The 17,950-nt window shown below is 70.2% G+C and carries 17 protein-coding genes; 6 read left to right on the forward strand and 11 right to left on the reverse strand.

Annotated features, from left to right (window positions below):
• Positions 1 to 100: 100 nt before the first annotated feature.
• On the forward strand, positions 101 to 559 hold the full coding sequence (locus tag BM109_RS09995) for an Lrp/AsnC family transcriptional regulator (protein WP_057594273.1): 459 nt from the start codon (positions 101 to 103) through the stop codon (positions 557 to 559).
• 9 nt (positions 560 to 568) lie between these two features.
• Here the strand turns inward: BM109_RS09995 and BM109_RS10000 are convergent, their stop codons facing one another.
• On the reverse strand, positions 569 to 1,471 hold the full coding sequence (locus BM109_RS10000; RefSeq protein ID WP_093342557.1) for an SDR family oxidoreductase: 903 nt from the start codon (positions 1,469 to 1,471) through the stop codon (positions 569 to 571).
• 144 nt (positions 1,472 to 1,615) lie between these two features.
• Here BM109_RS10000 and BM109_RS10005 point away from each other — a divergent pair, with 144 nt between their 5' ends.
• Positions 1,616 to 2,494 (forward strand): CoA transferase, encoded by an 879-nt coding sequence (locus tag BM109_RS10005; RefSeq protein ID WP_093342559.1) that lies wholly within the window; start codon positions 1,616 to 1,618, stop codon positions 2,492 to 2,494.
• A 21-nt stretch (positions 2,495 to 2,515) separates the two neighbouring features.
• On the opposite strand, the gene BM109_RS10010 is transcribed toward BM109_RS10005, so the two are convergent.
• Positions 2,516 to 3,508: a Bug family tripartite tricarboxylate transporter substrate binding protein gene (locus tag BM109_RS10010; RefSeq protein ID WP_093342560.1), complete on the reverse strand. Its 993-nt coding sequence runs from the start codon at positions 3,506 to 3,508 to the stop codon at positions 2,516 to 2,518.
• 141 nt (positions 3,509 to 3,649) lie between these two features.
• Here BM109_RS10010 and BM109_RS10015 point away from each other — a divergent pair, with 141 nt between their 5' ends.
• On the forward strand, positions 3,650 to 4,645 hold the full coding sequence (locus BM109_RS10015; protein WP_093342562.1) for a LysR family transcriptional regulator: 996 nt from the start codon (positions 3,650 to 3,652) through the stop codon (positions 4,643 to 4,645).
• On the opposite strand, the gene BM109_RS10020 is transcribed toward BM109_RS10015, so the two are convergent.
• Both BM109_RS10020 and BM109_RS10025 read right to left on the reverse strand, forming a co-directional pair.
• The gene (locus BM109_RS10020; protein ID WP_256222478.1) at positions 4,602 to 6,713 is read right to left on the reverse strand and encodes an esterase-like activity of phytase family protein; all 2,112 of its coding nucleotides are present in this window, start codon (positions 6,711 to 6,713) and stop codon (positions 4,602 to 4,604) included. The two genes, BM109_RS10015 and BM109_RS10020, sit on opposite strands and share 44 nt — an antisense overlap.
• A gap of 101 nt (positions 6,714 to 6,814) precedes the next feature.
• Complete coding sequence (locus BM109_RS10025; protein ID WP_256222479.1) at positions 6,815 to 7,765, reverse strand: hypothetical protein; 951 nt, start codon at positions 7,763 to 7,765, stop codon at positions 6,815 to 6,817.
• A 127-nt stretch (positions 7,766 to 7,892) separates the two neighbouring features.
• Here BM109_RS10025 and BM109_RS10030 point away from each other — a divergent pair, with 127 nt between their 5' ends.
• Complete coding sequence (locus BM109_RS10030; protein WP_093342565.1) at positions 7,893 to 8,273, forward strand: tautomerase family protein; 381 nt, start codon at positions 7,893 to 7,895, stop codon at positions 8,271 to 8,273.
• Here BM109_RS10030 and BM109_RS10035 read toward each other — a convergent pair.
• The 3 genes from BM109_RS10035 to BM109_RS10045 all read right to left on the reverse strand — a co-directional run bounded on the left by BM109_RS10035 (position 8,227) and on the right by BM109_RS10045 (position 12,451).
• Positions 8,227 to 9,144 (reverse strand): DMT family transporter, encoded by a 918-nt coding sequence (locus BM109_RS10035; protein WP_093342566.1) that lies wholly within the window; start codon positions 9,142 to 9,144, stop codon positions 8,227 to 8,229. The two genes, BM109_RS10030 and BM109_RS10035, sit on opposite strands and share 47 nt — an antisense overlap.
• A gap of 63 nt (positions 9,145 to 9,207) precedes the next feature.
• Positions 9,208 to 9,987 carry a helix-turn-helix domain-containing protein gene (locus tag BM109_RS10040; RefSeq protein ID WP_093342568.1) on the reverse strand — a complete coding sequence of 260 codons (780 nt, stop codon included), beginning with the start codon at positions 9,985 to 9,987 and terminating at the stop codon, positions 9,208 to 9,210.
• Between the two features lie 40 nt (positions 9,988 to 10,027).
• On the reverse strand, positions 10,028 to 12,451 hold the full coding sequence (locus BM109_RS10045) for a YgiQ family radical SAM protein (RefSeq protein ID WP_093342569.1): 2,424 nt from the start codon (positions 12,449 to 12,451) through the stop codon (positions 10,028 to 10,030).
• 229 nt (positions 12,452 to 12,680) lie between these two features.
• On the opposite strand from BM109_RS10045, the gene BM109_RS10050 reads away from it, so the two are divergent.
• A complete protein-coding gene (locus BM109_RS10050; protein WP_093342571.1) occupies positions 12,681 to 13,634 on the forward strand; it encodes a bifunctional helix-turn-helix transcriptional regulator/GNAT family N-acetyltransferase in 954 nt (317 codons plus the stop codon).
• Between the two features lie 129 nt (positions 13,635 to 13,763).
• On the opposite strand, the gene BM109_RS10055 is transcribed toward BM109_RS10050, so the two are convergent.
• The 4 genes from BM109_RS10055 to BM109_RS10070 all read right to left on the reverse strand — a co-directional run bounded on the left by BM109_RS10055 (position 13,764) and on the right by BM109_RS10070 (position 17,223).
• The gene (locus BM109_RS10055; RefSeq protein WP_093342572.1) at positions 13,764 to 14,546 is read right to left on the reverse strand and encodes a 3-hydroxybutyrate dehydrogenase; all 783 of its coding nucleotides are present in this window, start codon (positions 14,544 to 14,546) and stop codon (positions 13,764 to 13,766) included.
• A 14-nt stretch (positions 14,547 to 14,560) separates the two neighbouring features.
• A complete protein-coding gene (locus BM109_RS10060) occupies positions 14,561 to 15,340 on the reverse strand; it encodes an acetoacetate decarboxylase (protein WP_093342574.1) in 780 nt (259 codons plus the stop codon).
• 90 nt (positions 15,341 to 15,430) lie between these two features.
• Positions 15,431 to 16,561, reverse strand: a complete 1,131-nt coding sequence (locus tag BM109_RS10065; protein WP_177239304.1) for a patatin-like phospholipase family protein — start codon at positions 16,559 to 16,561, stop codon at positions 15,431 to 15,433.
• 212 nt (positions 16,562 to 16,773) lie between these two features.
• Positions 16,774 to 17,223, reverse strand: coding sequence for a CHRD domain-containing protein (locus tag BM109_RS10070; RefSeq protein ID WP_093342577.1), 450 nt, complete (start codon positions 17,221 to 17,223; stop codon positions 16,774 to 16,776).
• Positions 17,224 to 17,364: 141 nt separating this feature from the next.
• On the opposite strand from BM109_RS10070, the gene BM109_RS10075 reads away from it, so the two are divergent.
• Positions 17,365 to 17,949 carry a DUF924 family protein gene (locus tag BM109_RS10075; protein WP_093342579.1) on the forward strand — a complete coding sequence of 195 codons (585 nt, stop codon included), beginning with the start codon at positions 17,365 to 17,367 and terminating at the stop codon, positions 17,947 to 17,949.
• Position 17,950: the final 1 nt, after the last annotated feature.

Below are 17,950 nucleotides of genomic sequence, written 5' to 3' on the forward strand. Positions count from 1 at the left end.
AAGCCACGACCTTAGCGGCGTCCCCGCGCGCGGGCCACGGGCATTCATCGAAAATCGACGCTCCCGGCCGATGGACCATCGGTGCCCCTCTTCTCATCGCATGGACATCGACAAGAAAGACCGCCTGATCCTCGAAGCCCTGCAGGCCGACGCGCGCCAGAGCCTCGCGGCGCTGGGCAAGCGCATCGGCCTGTCGCAGCCGGCCATGAGCGAGCGCGTGCGCAAGCTCGAGGACGCGGGCGTGATCGAGGGCTACGGCGCGCGCGTCAACCTGCGCGCGCTCGGCGTGGGGCTGCAGGCCATCATCCGCATCGACACCACGCATGCGGGCATCGCGCGCTACCTGAAGCTGTTCGAGCAGATGCCCGAGGTGCTGAGCGCCGACCGCGTGACCGGCGAGGACTGCTTCATCGTGCGCTGCGCGATCGCCGAGCCGGCCGACCTCGAGCGCGTGGTGGACGCGCTCGCGGTCGACGGCGCGGTCACCACCTCGCTGGTGCTGTCGAGCCCCGTGAACAAGCACGTCACCGTGCACGCGGCGAAGCCGCCGAGGAAGTAGCGCGCCGGCTCAGCGCTGCGTCTTGTCCTTCTGGTTCTGCGCCTCGATGCGCTCGCGCGCGGCCAGCCAGTCGCCGTCGCTCCACTGGCGCAGCTCGTAGAAGTTGCCGCCGTTGGCCAGCGCGTTGGCGCCGTCCATCATGATGCTCTGGCCCGTGAGCCAGTCGCACTGGCCCGGCGACATCAGGAAGGCCGCGATGTTCTGCAGCTCGCTCATGCGGCCGGTGCGCGCCATCGGGCTCATCGCGATGGTGCGCGCGCCGGGCTCCTCGCCGGGGTTCAGGCGCTTGCTCATGCCCTCGGTCGGGATCTCGCCCGGGCCCACGGCATTGAGCCGCACGCCGTAGCGCGCCCACTCCACCGCGAGCGACTTGGTCATCACCTCGATGCCGGCCTTGCTCATCGCCGAGGGCACCACGTAGGGGCTGCCGTTGTCGACCCAGGTCACGATGATGCTCATCACGCTGCGGAAGGCATCGCCGGCCTTCCACTGGCCCGACTTGGCCTCGGCCACCCAGCGCTTGCCCACGGCCTGCGTGACGTAGAAGCTGCCGTGGAAGACGATGTTCGCGATCGCGTCGAAGGCGCGCGGCGAGAGGCTCTCGGTCGGCGAGACGAAGTTGCCGGCCGCGTTGTTCACCAGGCCGGTGAGGCCGCCGCTCTGCCAGAGGCTCTCGACCATCTCGTCCACGCTCTGGGCGACGCGGATGTCGACGCCGAAGGTGTCGATGCGCCGTTCGGGAAACTGCTGGCGCCATTCGGCCGCGGTCTCCTCGCAGACCGACTGGCGCCGGCCGCAGATCGCGATGTCGGCGCCCAGGCCGAGGAAGCGCTCGGCCATCGCGCGGCCGAGCCCGGTGCCGCCGCCGGTCACGAGGATGCGCTGGCCGCTCATGAGGGAAGGTTGGAACATGCGTCGTCTCCTGGAGGTTTGCCTGACGGCGGCCATGCTACGCGCGGCGGGCGCCGCGCGCATCGGGGGCCGGGTCGCGGGCGCGACGCGGGGCTGGGGCGAGAATGGCCGCTTCCGCAGACTGCCCCGAGCCCCTCGCCACCCATGTCCGACTCCATCGACGCCTCCTCGCAGCCGCTCGCCGGCGTGCGCATCCTGAGCCTCGCGCTCAACCTGCCCGGCCCGGCCGCGCTGCTGCGCTGCCGCCGCATGGGCGCCGATTGCCTGAAGCTCGAGCCGCCCGCGGGCGACCCGATGGCGCTCTACAACCAGGCGGCCTATGCCGCGCTGCACGAGGGCATCGCCATCGAGACGGCCGACCTCAAGAGCGAGGCCGGCCAGCGCGCGCTGCACGAGGCACTCGCGCGCACCGACGTGCTGCTGACCTCGTTCCGTCCCTCGGCGCTGGCCAAGCTCGGGCTGGACTGGAACGCGCTGCATGCGCGCCATCCGGCGCTGTCGCAGGTGGCGATCGTCGGCGCCCACGGCGAGCGCGCCGAGGAGCCCGGCCACGACCTGACCTACCTCGCCGAGAGCGGCCTGGTCACAGGCACCGCGCTGCCGGCCACGCTGTTCGCCGACATGGGCGGCGCGCTGCTCGCGAGCGAGGCGGTGCTCAAGGCCCTGCTGCTGCGCGCGCGCGGCGCCACGGCCGAGGGCGTGTACCTCGAGGTCGCGCTCAATGTCTCGGCCGACTGGCTCGCGCTGCCGCGCACCTGGGGCCTGACGCAGCCGCAGGGCGCGGTCGGCGGCGCGCATGCGGGCTACCGCGTCTATCCCTGCGCCGACGGCCGCGTGGCGGTGGCCGCGCTCGAGCCGCATTTCGCCAACCGGCTGTGCGAGGCCGCGGGCCTGGCCTCGCGCGACATGATGGCGCCGGCCACGCACGAGGGCGTGGCGGCCTGGATCGCACAGCGCAGCCGCGCCGAACTCGAGGCGATGGCGCGCGAGCGCGACGTGCCGCTGCTCACGCTGGCGGACTGAATCCCGCCGGGCCGGCGGACCTCAGAGCTTGATGCCCGCCGCCTTCACCGTCGGCCCGAGCACCGCCACCTGCTCCTTCACGATGCCCTCGAAGCGGGCCGTCGTCTCGGGCTTGGCGACGATGCCCAGCTCGATCAGCTTCTTCTGCACCTCGGCCATGGCCAGCACCTCGTTGCAGGCGGCATGGAGGCGCGCCACCACCTCGGGCGGCAGCTTCGCGGGGCCGCTGAGGCCGAAGAAGTTCTCGAGCACCAGCTTGGGCTGCCCCACCTCGGCGATGGCCGGCACCTCGGGCATCAGCGGCGAGCGCGCGCTGCCCGTGACCGCCAGCGGCACCAGTTGGCCGCTCTTGAAGTACGGCACGTAGGCGGTGATCACGTCGATCCCCACGGGAATGGTGTTGGCGATCAGGTCGGTGGTCATCGGCGCGCCGCCGCGGTACGGCACATGCTCCAGGTGTAGTCCGGTCACGCGCCGGATCAGCTCGCCGTGGATGTGGCCGATCGAACCCGGGCCGCCCGAACCGAAGTCCAGCCGCCCGTCCTTGCGCGCGCGGGCTTCCAGGTCGGCGAAGCTCGCGATGCGCGAACCCTTGCTGGCCATCACCACCAGTGGCGCCGAGCCCAGCGCGGCGATGTGGCTGAAGGCGGCAACCGGGTCGTAGGGCTGCTTGTCGAGCGTGAACGGCCCGAGCGCGATCGGCGTGGTGTTGGCGAGCATCAGCGTGTAGCCGTCGGGCGCCGCGGCCGCGACCTGGGCGCCGCCGATGGTGCCGCCCGCGCCGGGCTTGTTGTCGATCACCACCGCCTGGCCGAGCCGGCGCGCGAGCTGCTCGCCCATCACGCGCGCCAGGATGTCGCTCGAGCCGCCCGGCGGGAAGGTCACGACGATCCTGATCGGCCGGTCGGGCCACTGCGCGAAGGCCGGCAGCGCGAGCGCGGCGGCCCCGGCCGCCAGCAGCTGCAGTGCGCCGCGGCGCGTGGGATGGACAAGGGAGGGGGCGGTGGAGGTCATGGCGCGGTCCAGCAAGAGCGATGCCCACACTCTAGGAACGCGCCCATGGCACGCCAATCGCTAGCGCCTTATGCGCGGCATAGCAAAGCGCCGGGCCTGCACGATGGCTTGGCACCAAAGCTGTGCAGCGCCCTTCCCTCCATGTCCCGCGCCAACGATCCTTTCGACACCTACCTGCTGCGCGTCTTCGCCGTGCTGCTGGCCGAACGCAGCGTCTCGCGCGCCGCCACCCGGCTCAACCAGTCGCAGCCGGCCGTGAGCACCGCGCTCAAGCGGCTGCGCGAGATCTTCGGCGACCCGCTGCTGGTGAAGGACAAGCAGCGCATGGTGCCGACCGAGCGCGCGCTGCGGCTCGAAGCCTCGGTGCGCGTGGTGCTCGGCGAGATCGACGCCCTGCTCGCGCCGGCCGACAGCTTCGATCCCGCGACCACGCGGCTGACCTTCCACCTCGGCACGCCCGACTACCTGGCGCCGCCGCTGATGGCCGCGGTCGTGCAGTACCTGCGCGGCACCGCGCCGGGCGCGCGCCTGTTCATGCATCCGCTCGGGCCCGAGTTCGATGTCGAGGCCGCGCTGGCCGACGGTTCGCTCGACGTGGTGGTGGGCAACTGGCCGCAGCCGCCCGAGCACCTGCACACCACCTTGCTGATGGAGGACGAGATCGTCTGCCTGGTCGACCGCGACCACCCGGGCGCGCAGGGCCTCGCGTTGAGCGACTACCTGCACGGCGCCCACGTGGTGCCGCAGCTCTACAGCACCCTGCAGCGCGGCGTGGTCGAGAGCCACCTGGCCACGCTGCGCCTGGCGCGCACGCCGACCGTGACGGTGCCCTACTTCTCGATGGCGCCGCAGCTCCTGCCCGGCACCGACCTGATCTTCACCACCAGCCGGCACTTCGCGCAGCACTATGCCGCGCTGCTGCCGCTGGCGATCGTGCCGGCGCCGCTCGACTTTCCGCCGATGCGCTTCTACCAGCTCTGGCATGCGCGCCACCAGCGCGCGCCGGGCCACGTGTGGTTCCGCTCGCTGCTGTCGGCCGTGATGCGCACGGCCGGCGCCACGCGGCATCTGCGGATGCCGCCGGCGCCGGAACTCAGGAAGGCAGCCGCAGCGCCCCGAGCTTCTTATCGAGCTTGATCAGCCACAGCCGCGTGGGCCGCTCGAGGTCGGTGCCGCGCGTGAGGCGCGCACCGGTCACGCCCTCGGGACAGCCGCTCACGATCGCGCCGGCCGCGTTCACGGTGCAGTCCTCGACGCTGCCGGCCACGGTGTTGCCGTTGGCGTCGAGCAGGATGGTGCGCAGGCCGAAGTCGTCGTCGTTGACCAGCGCCAGCGTCTGGTCGTCCACGATGGTCAGGCCCTCGGCCTTTTCGGCCAGCCAGCCCAGCGCATTGAGGTCGAGCAGCTCGGTCTTGCGCATCGTCACGACTTTCGAATAGTCGGCCGTGCCCGAGGGCGCCTGCGTGATGCTGCTGATCTCGAGCTCGTGCCCTTGCGCCGCGATGTCGGTCGCGTTGGCCGGCAGCTCCACCAGCATCAGCTTGTTGACCACCTTGGCGTCGCTCTTGCGCGCGCCCTGCTCGATCACGATGAAGCGGCCGTTGCCCAGGCTCACCACGTCGCCGAGCTTGGCGTTGCCGGTGCGATCCTTGTCGTACTGGCTGCCGTCGATCGGGTAGGCGTAGAGCTTCGAGGTCTCGGTCGCGGGATCGAACTCGAGCCAGCGCGTGAACTTCGCGATGTGGCGCACGTCGGTGTTGCTGCCGCCGGGCGGCTTGGCCTTGATCGACTTGCCGCTCTCGTCGCGCGGATCGATCGGGCTCTGCAGGAAACCGTGCAGCCGGCCGCTGGCGGCATCGAGCGTCAGGCCTTCCATGCCGCGGTTGGGACGGCGCTTGGCCAGCACCAGCGGCAGGTCGTGCGCCGAGGCGCCGGGCGCATACTTCTTCTCGACCACGCCGGTGGCGATGTTCAGGCGCGCGATGAAGGGGCCGTACTCGTCGCTGGTCCACAGCACGTTGCGCGCCTTGTCGAGCACCAGCGTCTCGGGGTCGAGGCCGTTGGCGTCGTAGCCGGCCTTGGCCTCGTCGAACACGTAGCGGTCGGTCAGCGGCGTTTCGCCGGTCGAGCCGATGCCCGAGCGCGGCGGCAGGCCGGTGATCTTGCGGTTGGCGTCGATCCGCAGGGGCACGCTCGAGCTCAGCACCGCGCCGGTCTTGCCGATGCGGATCAGGCCGAAGCTGGGCGCGAACGACGGCGCCGGGAACACCTTGCTGATGCTGAGCGTGTCGCTGCCGGGGATCGGCGCGTTCGGGCCGTCGCCGTTCGGGCCGCGGTCGGTGATGGCGTAGAACTCGAGCGCGCCGTCGTCGGCCTTGCCCTTGAAGGCCAGGCCCGAGCCGTAGGCCGGCAGGAAGCCCTTGGGGAAATCGGCCTGCACCTTCGGGTTCGCGCCCTCGTAGGGCACGTTGAACTTCTCGTCGGCCTGCAGCTGGTAGCGCGTGACGCTGGCGCCGATGCTGCCGAGCGCGTTCGACTGGGTGAAGGCCTCGGTCACGGGCGCGTTGAGGCGCGCGGCCAGCGTGTTCTCGAAGTGCTCGCGCGCGAGCATGCGGCGCGCGGCATCGACGCTGCGGCTCGCGTAGGGCGCGGGCAATCCGGCCAGCACGGCATTGAGCGCGGTGTTGAAGGCTTCGGCCGAAGCCGCGAAATCGAGCGAGCCGGCCTTGAGCGCGGCCTTCAGGGCGGGCGCGAGGCGGATGCCGTTGGAGGGATCGAGGTCCTCGTCGAAGCTTTGCAGCGCGAGCAGGCGGTTGACCACCGCGTCGGCCTTGACGTCGCTGCCGCCCACGAGGTTCAGCGGCGTGACCGTGCTGCCGCAGGCGGCGCTGCCGATGGCGAGCGCGCCGACCGAGAAGCTCACGGTCTCGCCGTCCTTGCATGTGAATTCGCCGTTGGCATTGGTGGCGGCCTTGGCGCCGCCGCCGGCCACGTAATCCAGGCCCTCGACCGCGGCATCGAGGAAGGTGCCGGTCTTCGATTGCGCGGCGGGCGGGTTGTTGCCGCCACCGCTGCCCGGCTGGAACACGAAGCCCCCGCCGCCTCCGCTGCCGCCGCCGCAGGCCGCGAGCAAGGCGCTCGCGCCCGCGAGCGCCAGCCATCCGATCCCCGGCCGCGCGGCCGCCCTCTGCATCTTGTTCGTCATGTGTCTTTCATCTCCGTGTCATGGCCGCGCGCGGGTTGCGCGCGGGCCGGGCGATTAGCCCCGGCGCGTGTGACAGGAAAGTGAAAGCGAGGCAGGCAGCGTCAGCGGCCCAGCCCCTCGCGCTGCCGGTCCTCGCGCTTGAGCGCGAGGTAGGTGTCGAGGTCGATCTCGTGCAGCTGGCGCGGGAACTGCTCGGCGGCCGCGAACCAGTGGCGCTGCCGCTGCTCGGACTGGCCCTTGGCATCGGCCGCGAGGTAGGCGTCGAGCGTGAGGAAGTAGCGCATCGCATTGCGCTCCACCAGCCCGCGCATGCCGCGGATGTACTCGGGCTTGCCGTCGGGCGCCTGCCCCACCACGGTGAAGCCGACCTTGTCGCGCCCGAAGGTCGCGAGGTAGGCCTGGGTGGCGAGCTTCACCATCATGCTGTGGTCGTAGCTGTAGCTGAAGTGCAGGAAGCTCTTGTGCTCGTCGAGCGCCACCGCCTCCAGCGTGACGTGGTAGTTGCTGGTGCCGAACGGGCCGCTGGCGGCCGACAGGTCGATCATCAGGTGCTCGGGTGTCGCGCTCGCCACGCGGTAGGCGAAGGGCAGCTCGAAGGCCTGGTCGACCGGCTTGTCGTAGCGCCGCACCACGTAGAGCGTGAGCGTCTCGCGGCCCGGCGCGCCGCTCACGCGGCAGCGCCGGTTGTTGACGTGCAGCAGCATCAGCTCGCACCAGTTGGCAGAGCCCTTGAGCGCGCTGCCGACCTCCGACAGCGGATGCTCGACCACCGCGTAGACGTCGCCCTGCAGCCCGTCGGGCGTCTCGATCGAATCGAGCTGTATGGGACGGCCGAAGCTGCTGCGCTCGAGCTTGTCCTTGATCTGCTTGTGCCGGGCACGCAGGGCCTGCGCGCGGGCTTCGCCGGCCGCCGGCTCGCTGGCCGTGGGCGCGGCGCCGGCCTGGAGACTGCCCGCCAGCAGCCAGCCGCACAGGGCGGCGCCGCAGGCACGCCGCAGGTGCCGCGCTGGCGAGAACATGCCGGGGCCCGGCCGGTAGAACGAAATGCTCATCGGACCACACCATACAACGGCGCGGCCTTTCGCGTGCTCGGGCGCTTCCCGCGCCCTTGCCCATGCACGCCAGCGCGGACGCGCCCACAATCGCGCCGAGCGCCTCCCGCTCGCCAAGGAAGACACCATGCCCCTCGTCCGCATCGACCTCCCCGACACCGCCCCCGAGACGCTCGGCCCGGCCATCGGCGATCTCATCTACCAGGTGATGACCGAGACCATCAACGTCCCCAAGGACGACAAGTTCCAGGTCATCGCGCGCCATCCGCCGGGGCAACTCGTGCATCCGCGCAGCTACCTGGGCATCGAGTATTCGGCGCGCTTCGTGCTGATCCAGATCACGCTGAACCAGGGCCGCAGCATCGAGATGAAGAAGGCCTTCTATCGGCACGTGGCCGACGGGCTGCACGAGAAGCTCGGCATCCGGCGCGAGGACGTGTTCATCAGCCTGGTCGAGGTGGTCAAGGAGAACTGGTCGTTCGGAAACGGAGAGATGCAGTACGCGTAGCCCAGGCGCCGCCGGCCAATGCCACGCCCGGCAGCACCAGCGCGAGCGCGATCCAGGTCGAGACCGTGAGCGGCTCGCGCAGCAGCCAGGCCGCGCCCACGGCGGTCATCAGCGGCACCAGCGCGCCCGACAGCGAGGCGCGCGCCGCGCCCAGCCGCGCCACGGCCAGGCCGTAGAGCGCCAGCCCCAGCAGGCCCGCGAACAGCCCCTGCCCCACGGCCTGCAGCGCCACCTCGCGCAGCGGCGCGCTCACCAGCTTCGGCGCGCCCGCGAACCACAGCAGCGGCAGCAGCAACAGCGTCGAGCCGAGGTTGATCGCGGCCGCGCCCTGCCAGGCCGTGAGGCCGCTGCGGCGCAGCGCCAGGGTGTAGCCCGACCACAGCAGCGCGGCGAGCAGGAACAGCAGGTCGCCGCGCCATGCCGAGGCGGCCGCGGCCAGCCCGCCGAGGCCGGACACCGCGAGCCCCGCGGCCATCAGCGCCAGCCCGAGGCAGCGCGAGCGCGCGGGCCGCTCGCCATCGAGCCACCAGCCGCCGAGCGCGGTGAACAGCGGCACGCTGCCGGCCACGAACACGCCCATGTGGGCGGCCGGCGCCCACTGCGCGCCGGCCATCACCACCAGCCCGAACGGCAGGCCGCCGCCGAGCACCAGCAGCGCGCCCTGCCGCGCCGGCAGCGCGCACAGCACCGCGCGCGAGGCCCACGCCACCGGCAGCAGCACCAGCGCGGGAATCGCATAGCGCAGCACCGCCAGCTCCAGCGGACCGAGCGAGGTGGTGACGCCATGGCGCGAGGCGATCTGCCAGCCGCTGCCGATCAGCGCGGTGGCGAGCGCGGCGAGCACGCCTGTCCAGGGAAGGGATCGGTTCATGCGGCCAGTCTGGCCGCGTGCGCCTGGCGGCGCTATCAAGATCCTGCGCAGCTGCGTGCGGACTTAGGCGGCGTGCAGCGCGCGGCGCGCCTCGCCGGGCGTCATGCCGACCTCGCGCAGGAACAGCGCGCCGAGGTGGCTCTGGCTGCAGAAGCCGAGCGCGTGCGCCAGGCCCGCGAGGTCGCGTTCGCCGGCATCGAGCTGCGCGAGCGCCGCGGCCAGCCGCAGGTGCAGCCGGTACTGGTGCGGACTCAGGCCGGTGCGGCGGCGAAAGCTGCGCGCCAGATGGAACGGCGAACTGCTGGCCGCCTCGGCCAGTTCGTGCAGCGACAGCGCACGGCCGTCGACGGCTTCCGCCGCCAGGCAGCGCCGCGCGCGCCCCACCGCGCCCTCGCTGTGCGCGGTGCCGCCGGCCGCGAGGGCCTCGGCGATCAGTTGCGGCGTGGCCTCGACGGCATCGAGCCCCGCCTCAAGGCGGCGCCAGTGCAGGCGCAGCCGGTACAGGGCGCGTGGCGACAGCAGGCGCTGGGCGCCGTCGCCAGTCCAGGGCGCATCGGCCACGCCGTCGGTGGCGCTCACGACCACGCTGCAGCGCGGCTCGCGCGCCTGGGGGCGCAACTGGTAGCGCTGCGCGGGCGCCACGCGCAGGGCCGTCAGCGCATCGATCCAGGCACCGTGGCCGTCGTCGCCGCGGAACTCCATCGCGGCGGCATCGAAGGGCAGCACCAGCCGGCCCGAGGGCGCGGTGTAGACGGGACTCCATTGCGGCGCGGTCGCGTGCGAACGCACGCGTTCGACGCGCCAGCGCGGGTCGGCGACCAGGAGGATGCGTTGCTGTGCCATGGCGGCCGGGGCGATCGCCGGAGCCGGATCGCCCGCCGCTTCAGCGCACCTTGCGCGCCGAGGGCTTGGCGCCGGCGGGCTTGGCCGAGGGGCGGCCCGAACCGGTGTCGCGCGGCGGCAGCCCGGTGTGCTGCGTGAGGATGCGGCCCTTCGAGGGCTTGACCATCGGCAGCTTCACCGACGGCGCGGCCTTGGCGGTCTTCGCCGCGGGTGCGCTGGTCGAGTTCTTGCGGCGCGCGCTGGTGTAGCCGCCGTCGGTCAGCGGCTGCCAGGTCGGGATCAGGTGGTGCTTGCCGTTGCCGATCAGGTCGGCGCGGCCCATGGCCTTGAGCGCCTCGCGCAGCAGCGGCCAGTTGTTGGCGTCGTGGTAGCGCAGGAAGGCCTTGTGCAGCCGGCGCCGCTTTTCGCCGCGCACGATGTCCACCGTTTCGCTCTCGCGCGTGATCTTGCGCAGCGGGTTGCGATTGCTGTGGTACATGGTCGTGGCCGTGGCCATCGGGCTCGGGTAGAAGGTCTGCACCTGGTCGGCGCGGAAACCGTTCTTCTTGAGCCAGATCGCGAGGTTCATCATGTCCTCGTCGCTGGTGCCCGGATGCGCGGCGATGAAGTACGGGATCAGGTACTGCTTCTTGCCCGCCTCGGCCGAGTACTTCTCGAACATCTGCTTGAACTTGTCGTAGCTGCCGATGCCGGGCTTCATCATCTTGCTGAGCGGGCCCTGCTCGGTGTGCTCGGGCGCGATCTTCAGGTAGCCGCCCACGTGGTGCTGCACCAGTTCCTTCACGTACTCGGGCGACTGCACGGCCAAGTCGTAGCGCAGGCCCGAGCCGATCAGGATCTTCTTGATGCCACGCAGCGCGCGCGCGCGGCGGTAGATCTTGATCAGCGGATCGTGGTTGGTGTTGAGGTTCTGGCAGATGCCCGGGTACACGCAGCTGGGCTTGCGGCAGGCGGCCTCGATCTCGGGCGACTTGCAGCCGATGCGGTACATGTTGGCCGTGGGGCCGCCGAGGTCGGAGATGGTGCCGGTGAAGCCCTTCACGCTGTCGCGGATGGCCTCGACCTCCTTGATGATCGAGTCTTCCGAGCGGCTCTGGATGATCCGGCCCTCGTGCTCGGTGATCGAGCAGAAGGTGCAGCCGCCGAAGCAGCCGCGCATGATGTTCACGCTGAAGCGGATCATCTCCCAGGCCGGGATCTTGGTCGCGCCGTCGTGGCTGCCGTTCTCGTCGGCATAGCGCGGATGCGGGCTGCGCGCATACGGCAGGTCGAACACGTGGTCCATCTCGGCCGTGGTCAGCGGGATCGGCGGCGGGTTGATCCAGACGTCGCGCGCGGTCGTGCCCTCGCCATGCGCCTGCACCAGCGCGCGCGCATTGCCGGGGTTGGTCTCGAGGTGCAGCACGCGGTTGGCGTGCGCGTAGAGCACCGGGTCGGCACGCACCTGCTCATACGAGGGCAGGCGGATCACCGAGCGGTCGCGCGGCGGCACCTTGGTCTTGCCACGGCCCTGCAGCGCGGGGTTGGGTACGAACTGCAGCGGCTTGATGGCGGGGTTGACCACCGCGGCGGCGGCTGCCGCGGCGGCCGGCGAACCGGCGACCTCGGCCGCCTTGGCGACCGCCTCGGCCTCGTCCTCGCGCGCGCAACTCGCGCCGTTGGCCTTGGCCTGGTCCGAGACCATCAGGTAGGGATTGACGTGCGCCTCGACGCGGCCCGGCTCGTCCACGCTGGTGGAGTCGATCTCGAACCAGCCCTCGGGCGTTTCGCGGCGCACGTAGGCGGTGCCGCGCACGTCGTCGATCTGGTGCACCGGCTCGCGCGCGGCGAGGCGGTGCGCGATCTCGACGATGGCGCGCTCGGCGTTGCCGTACAGCAGCAGGTCGCACTTGGAATCGACCACGATCGAGCGGCGGACCTTGTCCTGCCAGTAGTCGTAGTGGGCGATGCGGCGCAGGCTGCCTTCGATGCCGCCGAGCACGATCGGCACGTCGTTCCAGGCTTCCTTGCAGCGCTGCGAATAGACGATGGCCGCGCGGTCGGGCCGCGAACCGCCGACGTCGCCGGGCGTGTAGGCGTCGTCGCTGCGGATCTTGCGGTCCGCGGTGTAGCGGTTGATCATCGAATCCATGTTGCCGGCGGTCACACCGAAGAACAGGTTCGGCTTGCCCAGCGCCTTGAAGGGCTCGGCGCTCTGCCAGTCGGGCTGGGCGATGATGCCCACACGGAAGCCCTGCGCCTCGAGCATGCGACCGATCACCGCCATGCCGAAGCTCGGATGGTCGACGTAGGCGTCGCCGGTGACGATCACCACGTCGCAGCTGTCCCAGCCGAGCGCCTCCATCTCCTGGCGCGAGGTCGGCAGGAACTTCGCCGTGCCGAAGCGGGCTGCCCAGTACTTGCGGTAGCTGGTCAGCGGCTTGGCGGCGCGCGCGAAAAAGGAGACGTCGACGGGGGCGTTCATCAAATGGGGGTGGTGCGGCAGGCGGCCTCGAACGGAAACGAGAGATGCGGCTGCGATGGGTAACCCGCGATTTTAGGGTTTTCCACCCTTTCTGTCCCGTGAAAGCGGTGGCGCGGCTTCGGGATTAGGGGCATCGGCCCAGGGAAGGCACCCCTTCGCCCTGCCGGCATTGAAAGCTCCAGTCATTCAATTACTTGCTTTTGTCAATCAATTGACGGATAGTCGCCCCATGCCGACCACCGAATCCCCTGCCGTTTCCGCTGTTCCTGTCGAAGCCGTCAAGGCGGTTCGCCGTTTCAACCGTTTCTTCACGCGCCAGGCCGGCGTGCTCGAGCCCTACCTCGGCGGCGCGCTGCCGCTGACCGAAGTGCGCGTGCTCTACGAACTCGCGCACCGCGACGCGCTGGTCGCGACCGATCTCGCGCGCGAACTGGGCCTGGACGGCGGCTACCTGAGCCGCATCCTCAAGCGCTTCGAGACCGAGGGCTGGATCGTGCGTTCGCCGAGCCCGCGCGATGCGCGCCAGAGCCTGCTGACCCTGACCGAGGCCGGCCATGCCGCCTTCGCGCCGCTGCAGCAGAAGTCGCGCGAGGAAGCCGCCGCCCTGCTCGCGCCGCTGCCGCCGCGCGAACGCGAACAGGTGGTCGAGGCCATGGGATGGATCGAGCGCCTGCTCGACCCCACCGCGCCGCGCGCGCCCACGCGCACGGTGGTGCTGCGCGATCCCAAGCCCGGCGACATGGGCTGGGTGGTGCAGCAGCACGGCGAGCTCTATGCGCGCGAGTACGGCTGGAACAGCGAGTTCGAGGCACTGGTCGCGGAGATCGTGGCGCAGTACATCCGCAAGTTCCAGCCCGAATGGGAAAAGGGCTGGATCGCCGAGCTCGACGGCGAGCGCGTGGGCGCGATCTTCGTGGTGCGCAAGTCGGCCACCACCGCGCAGCTTCGGCTGCTGCTGCTCACGCCCGCCGCGCGCGGCCTGGGCCTGGGCAGCCGGCTCACCGACGAGTGCATCGCCTTCGCGCGCGCCAAGGGCTATCGCAAGATGGTGCTGTGGACCAACAGCTGCCTCTCGGCCGCGCGTGCCATCTACGCCAAGCGCGGCTTCGAACTCGAGAAGACCGAAGCCTACGAGGGCTTCGGCCAGCAACTGGTCGGCGAGACCTGGTCGCTGAAGCTCTGATCCTGCCTTGCTCCTTCCCCCTCTGGGGGAAGGTCGGGATGGGGGCACCGGGCCTTTCCACCACCGCGGCGCCTTGCGAGCGCCCGTGCCCCCACCCCTGCCCTCCCCCAGCGGGGGAGGGAGAAAGACTCACTGCATGTACCAGCCATGGCTCACCACCAGCGACTGGCCGGTGAGCGCATTGGTCGGGAAGGCCGCGAACAGCAGCGCCACGCGCGCCACGTCGTCGGTGGTGGTGAATTCGCCATCCACCGTTTCCTTGAGCATCACGTTCTTGATGACTTCCTGCTCGCTGATGCCCAGCGTCTTGGCCTGCTCGGGGATCTGCTTCTCGACCAGCGGCGTGCGCACGAAGCCCGGGCAGATCACGTTGGCGCGCACGCCGTGCTTGGCGCCTTCCTTGGCCACCGTCTTCGCGAGGCCGATCAGGCCGTGCTTGGCCGTCACGTAGGGGGCCTTGAGCAGCGAGGCTTCCTTCGAGTGCACCGAGCCCATGTAGATCACGCTGCCGCCGCGGCCCTGCGCATACATGTGCTTGAGGCAGGCCTTGGTCGTGAGGAAGGCGCCGTCGAGGTGGATCGCGAGCATCTTCTTCCAGTCGGCGAAGCTGAACTCCTCGACCGGATGCACGATCTGGATGCCGGCGTTGCTCACCAGGATGTCGATGCCGCCGAAGGCCTTGGCGGCCTCCTCGACCGAGGCGTCGACCTGTGCCTCGTTGGTCACGTCGACCGCCACGCCGATGGCCTGCGCGCCCGTGGCCTTGAGCTCGGCCGCGGTGGCGTCGGCGGCGTCCTTGTTGAGGTCGGCGATGACGATCTTCGCGCCTTCCTGCGCGAAGAGGATCGCGATCTCCTTGCCGATGCCGCTGGCCGAGCCGGTGATGTAGGCGACCTTGTCCTTGAGTTGCATGGTGGTTCCTTGGGTTAGGGTTGCGAAGAAGACGAAGAAGAGGAAGCAGCGAGGTAGTCGAGCTCGACCGTGCCGAGCGCGAGCGTCATGTCGGCGATGTAGTGCACGGCCGATTCGACCTTGCGCACCGGCAGCTCGGCCACCGGCGCGAGCGCATGCGGATGCAGCTCGAGCGAGGCCGGGCCGGTCCAGGCGCCGTGCAGCGTGACGTCGACCATGTGGTAGCGCACCAGCTCGCAGATGCGCGGCGTGCCATCCACATGCGGAATGATCTTGAGCAGGAAGTTGGGCTGCGCGATGCCTGCAAGGATCGGGCCGGGCTCGAGCGCGCGGTGCTTGAAGCCCATGGTGGCCTTGGCCACGCGCAGCTTGCCGTAGTCGAGGGTGCCGACGATGGTGTCGGTCTCGTAGTCGAACTGCGGCGAGGCCAGCTTCTTCGGAAAGCCCCAGAGCTCGCGCCCGCCCGCGATCGGCGGATGGTCGTTGAGGTACATCGCATGCACGTAGGCGCCCTGCTCGAGGCCGCGCGCGGTGCGCAGCTGCACCGGGATGACCTGGCCCGACTCGGTGTAGTCGCCGAAGCCGGTGGAGTCGGGCATGCGGATGAACTCGTACTTGACGAGCGGCTCGACCACCTCGAGCGGCTCGGGCACCACGGCGCGCAATGCGTCGAGGTCGGTGCGATAGGTGATCACCATGAACTCGCGCCGCATGAAGCGGTACGGTCCGGGCGGAAAGGCGGGGCTGGTCAGCGGCATGGCGAAAGCCTGGCGCCGCACGTCTTCAATGTTCACGACATTCCTCCTTTGAAGCATCTTGAATCCGGCAACCAGTCTCGTGCCGGTTTCTTAGCCGGGGCTGAATCGTGAGGGCGATTCTTCTCGTCAGCGTGACAGACCGGGCCGCTTCACGCGGCCGCTGCCGCCCTCGCCGAGGTCGAAGGTGGTGACGCCGTTGACCGCGGCGTCGCTGCGCAGCGTCTCGGGATGCGCGAGCACGCGGCGCATGTCGCGCGCGCCCGACTCCCAGTGCTCCTCGACCGCCGCGCGCGAGAACTCGTAGTCCTTCGACTCGAGCTCGTAGGGCTTGTCGCGGTAGATCAGGTGGAAGATGTCGATCGGGTGGTGCGTGAGCTCGGCCTGCACCGCCTCGACCGCGGGGTCGCGGCGCAGGTGCGGCGGCAGCTTCTCGATCAGGTCGGCGATCGCCTGCTGCAGGTTCATGTTGGCCGCCAGTGCGTCGGTGTTCATGCGGGTGCGGCTCGAATAGGTGATGTCCTTCTGCCGCTCCATCACGCCCGACAGCGTGTGCGGCATCTCGCCGCGCGCATTGAACAGGTCGACCTGCAGCACCACCAGCGGCTCGCTGCGCGGATGCAGGTCGAGCACGTACTGCAGCGGCGTGTTCGAGACGATGCCGCCGTCCCAGTAGTCGTCGCCGTCGATGTGCACCGGCGCGAAGCCCGGCGGCAACGCGCCGCTGGCCATGATGTGCTCGGGGCCGATGCGCTGGCGCGTGTTGTCGAAGTACACGGAGTTGCCGGTGCGCACGTTGACCGCGCCCACGCTGAAGCGCGCCTCGCAGTGGTTGATGCGGTCGAAGTCGACCAGGCGCTCGAGCGTGGCCTTCAGCGGCGAGGTGTCGTAGTAGCTCAGCAGCGGCGCCGCGCCGCCGAGCAGCAGGGCCGGCGAATAGCGCGGCTCGAAGAAGCCGGGAATGCCCACCAGCGAGGCCATGGTCGCGCTCCACTGGTTCTGCGTGCTGCGATCGCCGAACCATGACGGCAGGCGCTGCGAGGGGCCCGAGGACACGAGATGCCAGAACTCGCGCAGCCGGTCGACCCGGTGCTCGGGCGCATTGCCCGCGATCAGCGCGGCATTGATCGCGCCGATCGACACGCCCGCGATCCAGTGCGGCTGCAGCTCGGTCTCGCTGAGCGCCGCGTAGACCCCGGCCTGGTAGGCGCCGAGCGCGCCGCCGCCCTGCAGCACCAGCGCCTTGCGCGCGGAGCGCATGTCCTCGCGCCGCGCCGCGAAGGCTTCGAGCTTGCGCGCCGCGGAAGCGGCCTGGCTCTTGCGGCGAGCGGGGGGAGACGGGGAACGGGAGGGAGTCGGGACAGAGGGGGAACGGGGCTTCTTCGGGGACGTCGTCATGCGGCCATTTGACATCAGCCCCGTGACCCCCGACTGACCAGGGGGCACTCGAAGCCGCGTTCAGCGGACCTGTTTCACATCTTCGGCAGCAATTGCCCGCGGATCTCGCCGCCCGGATTCGCGGCCGTGTGGACGTTGGCGTACCACTTGCCCGCGCTGAGGTCGGCGGCCTGCGCCGGCGTGAGCGTGGCCTCGCCCTCGATCGGGCTGGCCGCGTTCGAGAACGGCAGCACCACGCCGGCATTGGCGCCGGCCGGTGCCGGGCCATGGAAGTGGGCCGCGGTGGCCGGGCCGCTGAGGCCGGTGTAGGTGATCTTGTACTTGAGGACGTTGGTGTCGCGGTTGAGCCAGGCCTCGGCCATGCCGCTGCCGCGCGTCATGTTCGGTGGCACCTCGCTGGCCGCGTTCATGGTGCCGCTGAAGCTCGCGACATTGGCCTTGGACATCATGCCGCAGCCGGCCAGTGCCGCACTGGCCGCGCCGGCGACGAGGGCGGCGCGCAAGAGGGTGCCGTATCGGTTCATGTGAAGTCTCCTGATCGTGAATGAATGCGGACCAGCATAGGCAGGGCATTCGCAATCCCTTGTCGGCCACCACCTCGAATTCGCCGTGCACGCGGCGCCAGCCCTGGCATTGAAAGCCGATTGAAAGAAGACAATGCCGCGATGATTTCCGCCACCGAATCTTCTTCGTCTTCCACCCCGTCCTCCACCCTGCCCTCGGCCCGCGATGTGGTGCAGTTCTGGCGCGAGGCCGGCCCCAAGCGCTGGTTCGCCAAGAATGAGGCCTTCGATGCCGAGTTCGCCCATCGCTTCGTCGAAGTCCACCATGCCGCCGCGCGCGGCGAACTCGATGCCTGGATGGACGATGCCGAAGGCACGCTCGCGCTGCTGGTACTGCTCGACCAGCTGCCGCGCAACACCTGGCGCGACAACGCCCACATGCTGGCCACCGACGGCAAGGCGCTGGCCGTCGCGCACCATGCGGTCGACGCCGGCTTCGACCGCCAGCTCGAGGAGGTGCTGCGACCTTTCTTCTACATGCCCTTCATGCACTCCGAAGTGCTGGCCGAACAGGAGCGCTCGGTCGTGCACTGCAGCGCGCTCGATGCCAACACCCAGCGCTTCGCGGTGCTGCACCGGGACATCGTGGCGCGCTTCGGCCGCTTTCCGCACCGCAACCGGATGCTGGGCCGCGCGAGCACGCCCGAGGAAGAGAAGTTTCTCGCCGAGGGCGGCTTCAAGGGCTGAG

This window comes from Variovorax sp. PDC80 (assembly GCF_900115375.1).
Taxonomy (GTDB): Bacteria; Pseudomonadota; Gammaproteobacteria; order Burkholderiales; family Burkholderiaceae_C; genus Variovorax.